At 61.9% G+C, this 5131-nt stretch carries 4 protein-coding genes; all 4 read left to right on the plus strand.

Going from position 1 to position 5131, the window contains the following annotated elements:
• Nucleotides 1–184: 184 nt before the first annotated feature.
• Entirely contained in the window at nt 185–256 is a 72-nt protein-coding gene (gene pqqA / locus OC610_RS20725) for a pyrroloquinoline quinone precursor peptide PqqA (RefSeq protein ID WP_003243383.1), read from the plus strand.
• Nucleotides 257–389: 133 nt separating this feature from the next.
• Nucleotides 390–1547 (plus strand): alcohol dehydrogenase-like regulatory protein ErcA, encoded by a 1158-nt coding sequence (gene ercA, locus OC610_RS20730; protein WP_030138943.1) that lies wholly within the window; start codon nt 390–392, stop codon nt 1545–1547.
• Nucleotides 1531–2901 (plus strand): ATP-binding response regulator, encoded by a 1371-nt coding sequence (locus tag OC610_RS20735; RefSeq protein ID WP_264430348.1) that lies wholly within the window; start codon nt 1531–1533, stop codon nt 2899–2901. Before ercA ends, OC610_RS20735 begins: the two co-directional genes overlap by 17 nt.
• Before the next feature lie 490 nt (nt 2902–3391).
• Nucleotides 3392–5035 (plus strand): malate dehydrogenase (quinone), encoded by a 1644-nt coding sequence (gene mqo / locus OC610_RS20740; protein WP_264430350.1) that lies wholly within the window; start codon nt 3392–3394, stop codon nt 5033–5035.
• The last annotated feature ends 96 nt before the right edge of the window (nt 5036–5131 follow it).

The raw sequence follows: 5131 nt of genomic DNA on the forward strand, positions 1-5131 counted from the left end.
CGGCAGCTCCTACGCAGCTCCTGCATAGCGCCTACGCAGCTCATGTAGCCCAGGGGGCAAGTGCTCGCTTTCCAGTAATACCAACGCACCCCACCCACCGCTTCGAAAGTAGCATTCGGGCCCTGGTCGCTCCGTGCATTAATGAACCTGCCGGAATCGCCCGGTACAAGAAGAGGAAAGACCCATGTGGACTAAACCCGCGTACACCGACCTGCGTATTGGCTTTGAAGTGACGATGTACTTCGCCAACCGATGAGTGCCTGGCCCGGCTTGACGCGTTCAGGCCGGGCTACCCATTGGTCGGATTGCATTAACGGCGGGATGCTTTAGGCTCAACGTATCCCTCGACAATAAGAACAGGCTTACCCATGAGCCCCGCCCCTGAAAAGATGAGCCTCAGCCCACTGCGCAAGTTCGTTTCCCCTGAAATCATGTTCGGTGCCGGTTGCCGGCACAATGTCGGCAACTACGCCAAGACCTTCGGCGCCCGCAAGGTGCTGGTGGTCACCGATCCCGGGGTGATCGCCGCCGGTTGGGTCGGCGACGTCGAAACCAGCCTGCAAGCCCAGGGCATCGATTACTGCATCTACAGCGACGTCTCGCCCAACCCACGGGTCGAGGAAGTCATGCTCGGTGCCGAGACCTACCGCGAGAACCATTGCGACGTGATCGTCGCGGTTGGCGGCGGCAGCCCCATGGACTGCGGCAAAGCGATCGGGATAGTGGTCGCCCATGGCCGCAACATCCTTGAATTCGAAGGCGTGGACACGCTGCATGTGCCCAGTCCGCCGCTGATCCTGATTCCCACCACGGCCGGCACTTCTGCCGATGTGTCGCAGTTCGTCATCATCTCCAACCAGCAAGAGCGCATGAAGTTTTCCATCGTCAGCAAGGCAGCCGTGCCGGACGTGTCGCTGATCGACCCGGAAACGACCCTGAGCATGGACCCGTTCCTGTCCGCCTGTACCGGCATCGATGCCCTGGTGCATGCCATCGAGGCGTTCGTCTCCACCGGCCACGGACCGTTGACCGATCCCCACGCGCTGGAAGCGATGCGCCTGATCAACAACAACCTGGTGCAGATGATCGCCAACCCGGCGGACGTCGCCCTGCGGGAAAAGATCATGCTGGGTAGCATGCAGGCCGGGCTGGCGTTTTCCAACGCGATCCTCGGCGCGGTACACGCCATGTCCCACAGCCTGGGCGGCTTTCTCGACCTGCCTCACGGCTTGTGCAACGCGGTGCTGGTGGAACACGTGGTGGCGTTCAACTACACCTCTGCGCCGGACCGCTTCAAAGTGATCGCCGAGACCCTGGGCATCGATTGCCGTGGGCTCAATCATCGGCAGATCCGCACCCGGCTGGTGGAGCACCTGATCGCCCTCAAGCGCACCATCGGTTTCCACGAGACCCTGGGGCTGCACGGCGTGAGTACCTCTGACATTCCCTTCCTGTCGCAACATGCGATGCATGACCCGTGCATTCTTACCAACCCTCGGGAGTCGAGCCAGCGAGATGTCGAGGTCGTCTATGGCGAAGCCCTCTGACGAGCAGCAAAAAGCCCTGGCCGGATTGCTGGGGCTGGGCAATCACTCGACACGCAAGAGTCATTACCCGGAACTGGCGGCACGTCTCGATGAGCTGGAGCAGGCCCGGCAACGCTTGCAACAGCTCAACGATCAACTGGAACAGCGGGTGGCCGAGCGCACCGATGCATTGCTGGAGGCCAACCACAACCTGCAGCAGCAGATCGCCCAGCGCAAATTGGTCGAGCAACAGTTGCGCGACGCCCGGGACGCCGCCCAGGCGGCCAACCGCAGCAAGGACAAATACCTGGCCGCCGCCAGCCATGACCTGTTGCAGCCGCTGAACGCCGCGCGATTGCTGATCGCGACCCTGCGTGAGCGCCAGTTGCCCAGCGCGGAACACGTGCTGGTCGAACGGACGCACCAGGCGCTCGAAGGCGCTGAAGACCTGCTCGCCGACCTGCTGGATATTTCCCGGTTGGATCAGGCTGCTGTCAAACCGGACCTGGCGCCTTATCGCCTGGATGAGCTGTTGGCGCCGCTGGTGTCCGAATTCCAGTCGGTGGCCGGTGCCGCGGGCCTGGAACTGCGCGTGCGGTTCGGCGACGAAGCGGTGCTGACCGACCTGCGGCTGATGACCCGCATCCTGCGCAATCTGTTGAGCAATGCCTGCCGTTATACCGACCAGGGCGGTATTCTCCTGGCGGCGCGGCGGCGGGGAGGGCACCTTAGCCTTGAAGTCTGGGATACGGGGCGCGGCATCGCCGCCGATTGCCTGGAGTCGATTTTCCTCGAATTCAATCAACTGGACGTGGGACGGGCGGCGGATCGCAAGGGCGTCGGCCTGGGGCTGGCGATCGTCGAACGCATCGCCCATATCCTCGGCTATCGGGTCCAGGTGCGCTCCCGGCCTGGACGCGGTTCGGTGTTCAGCATCGAGGTGCCGTTGTCCGCCGAGCGGCCGCTGCCCATGTCCCAGGTTCCGGTGCAGGCAGTGGCGGGCAACCCACTGCCGGGACGCCGGCTGCTGGTCATCGACAACGAAGTGAGCATCCTGCAAAGCATGGCGGCGCTGCTGGAGCAGTGGGGCTGCGAGGTGTTGACCGCCACCGATGAAGCAGCCGCCTTCGAGGCCCTGCAAGGCCGTGCCCCGGAGTTGGTGCTGGCGGACTTCCACCTCGATCATGGGGTGGTCGGCTGTGAGGTGGTCAAGCACCTGCGCGAGCATTTCCAGCAGGCAATTCCCGCCGTGATCATCACCGCCGACCGCAGCGACCAGTGCCGCCGCGCCCTGCGCAAACTGAACGCGCCGCTGCTGAACAAACCGGTCAAGCCAGGCAAGTTGAGGGCGGTGTTGAGCCAGTTGCTCGGCTAGGTTGGCACTGTAGAGGCTTTGTAGGAGCTGTCGAGTGCAACGAGGCTGCGATCTTGCCCTAGCCGCTTGAATCTAAAGCGAATGAATTAAAAGATCGCAGCCTCGTTGCACTCGACAGCTCCTACGCAGCTCCTACGTGAATCGGTCCCGATGGGCATTAAAACGCCGCCACTTTGTCGGCGTTTTTGTCAGGAATGCAAAAATGCGCTTCGGTCTGTTTGGTTCATTCTGTAAACTCCCCCCGCTGCGACAATCGGGCACGGCCACGGCAGGCCCGATCTAGACCGTTTTGCAGTGTCCCTCACCCAGCTGAAGCCAAGACCTACAAGAAGTCAGCGCCGGAGAGACATAAATGCGAGGCCGATTCGCTCGGCCCCTGTAGGTCCATCCTCCAGTCCATTCGATACCCGTCCGCCGACCTGGCATTGGGCGAGGTCTACGCTTGAACGTGACTGTGGGACGGAATGGCGTTTTATCTAGGGATACACACATGTTGAAGAAAACACACACGGCGCTGCTGGGCCTGGCGATGGCGATGGGTCTTGCGACCACGCACGCCGCCGAGCCGAAAAAAGTCGATGTCTTGCTCATCGGTGGCGGCATCATGAGTTCGACCCTCGGTGTCTGGCTCAATGAGCTGGAGCCGGGCTGGACCATGGAAATGGTCGAGCGCCTGGACGGTGTTGCCGAAGAAAGCTCCAACGGCTGGAACAACGCCGGTACCGGTCACTCCGCACTGGCCGAGCTGAACTACACGCCGGAAGACAAGAACGGCAAGGTCGAAATCGCCAAGGCGATCGAGATCAACGAAGCGTTCCAGATCTCCCGTCAGTTCTGGTCCTGGCAGGTCAAGAACGGCGTGCTGAAGAACCCGCGTTCGTTCATCAACTCCACGCCGCACATGAGCTTCCTGTGGGGCGACGACAACATCGCGTTCCTGAAGAAGCGCTATGAAGCCCTCCAGGCCAGCCCGTTGTTCGCCGGCATGCAGTACTCCGAAGACCCCGCGCAGATCAGCAAATGGGTGCCGCTGATGATGCAAGGGCGTGACCCGAGCCAGAAAGTCGCGGCCACCTGGAGTCCGTTGGGTACCGATGTGAACTTCGGCGAGATTACGCGCCAGTTCGCGGCTTACCTGCAATCCAAGCCGAACTTCTCCCTCAAGCTGTCCAGCGAAGTGGAAGACATCACCCGCAACGAAGACGGCTCCTGGCGCGTTTCGTACAAGAACCTGAAAGACGGTACCGAAACCGAGACCGACGCCAAGTTCGTCTTCATCGGTGCCGGTGGCGGCGCGCTGCACCTGCTGCAGAAATCCGATATTCCGGAAGCCCGTGAGTACGCCGGTTTCCCGGTGGGCGGTTCGTTCCTGGTGACCGAGAACCCGACCGTTGCCCAGATGCACCTGGCGAAGGCCTATGGCAAGGCTTCGGTGGGTGCACCGCCAATGTCGGTTCCACACCTGGACACTCGCGTGCTGGACGGCAAGCGCGTGATCCTGTTTGGCCCATTCGCCACGTTCTCCACCAAGTTCCTGAAGAACGGTTCGTACTTTGACCTGCTGAGCAGCACCACGACCCACAACGTGTGGCCGATGACCAAGGTCGGTATCGAGCAGTACCCGCTGGTGGAATACCTGGCGGGCCAACTGATGCTGTCGGACGAAGACCGCTTCAACGCGCTGAAGGAATACTTCCCGGACGCCAAGCAGGAAGACTGGCGCCTGTGGCAAGCCGGCCAGCGCGTGCAGATCATCAAGCGTGACGAAGAGAAGGGCGGCGTGCTGAAACTCGGCACCGAAGTCGTGGCTTCCCAGGACGGCAGCATCGCTGGCCTGCTGGGTGCTTCGCCTGGCGCTTCGACCGCCGCGCCGATCATGCTGACGGTGCTTGAGAAAGTCTTCAAGGACAAGGTCGCCACCCCGGCCTGGCAGGAAAAACTGCACCAGATCGTGCCGAGCTACGGCACCAAGCTGAATGACAGCCCTGAGCGTGTCGCGCAGGAATGGGCCTACACCAGCGAAGTCCTGCAACTGGACCCACCACCGGCCATCGGCAAGGCGGCGACCCCTGTAGCTCCGGCCAAGCCGGCGGCTGCTCGGGAAGCCAATCCAGCGGCTGACATGGCGCTGTAAACCGGACGCAATCTGGTCAGGTAAAAAAACGCCGCTCGAATGAGCGGCGTTTTTTTATGCGCGCCGGTTACCCCCTTGTGGGAGCGAGCCTGCTCG

It is taken from the genome of Pseudomonas agronomica (genome assembly GCF_025917275.1).
Taxonomy (GTDB): domain Bacteria; phylum Pseudomonadota; class Gammaproteobacteria; order Pseudomonadales; family Pseudomonadaceae; genus Aquipseudomonas; species Aquipseudomonas agronomica.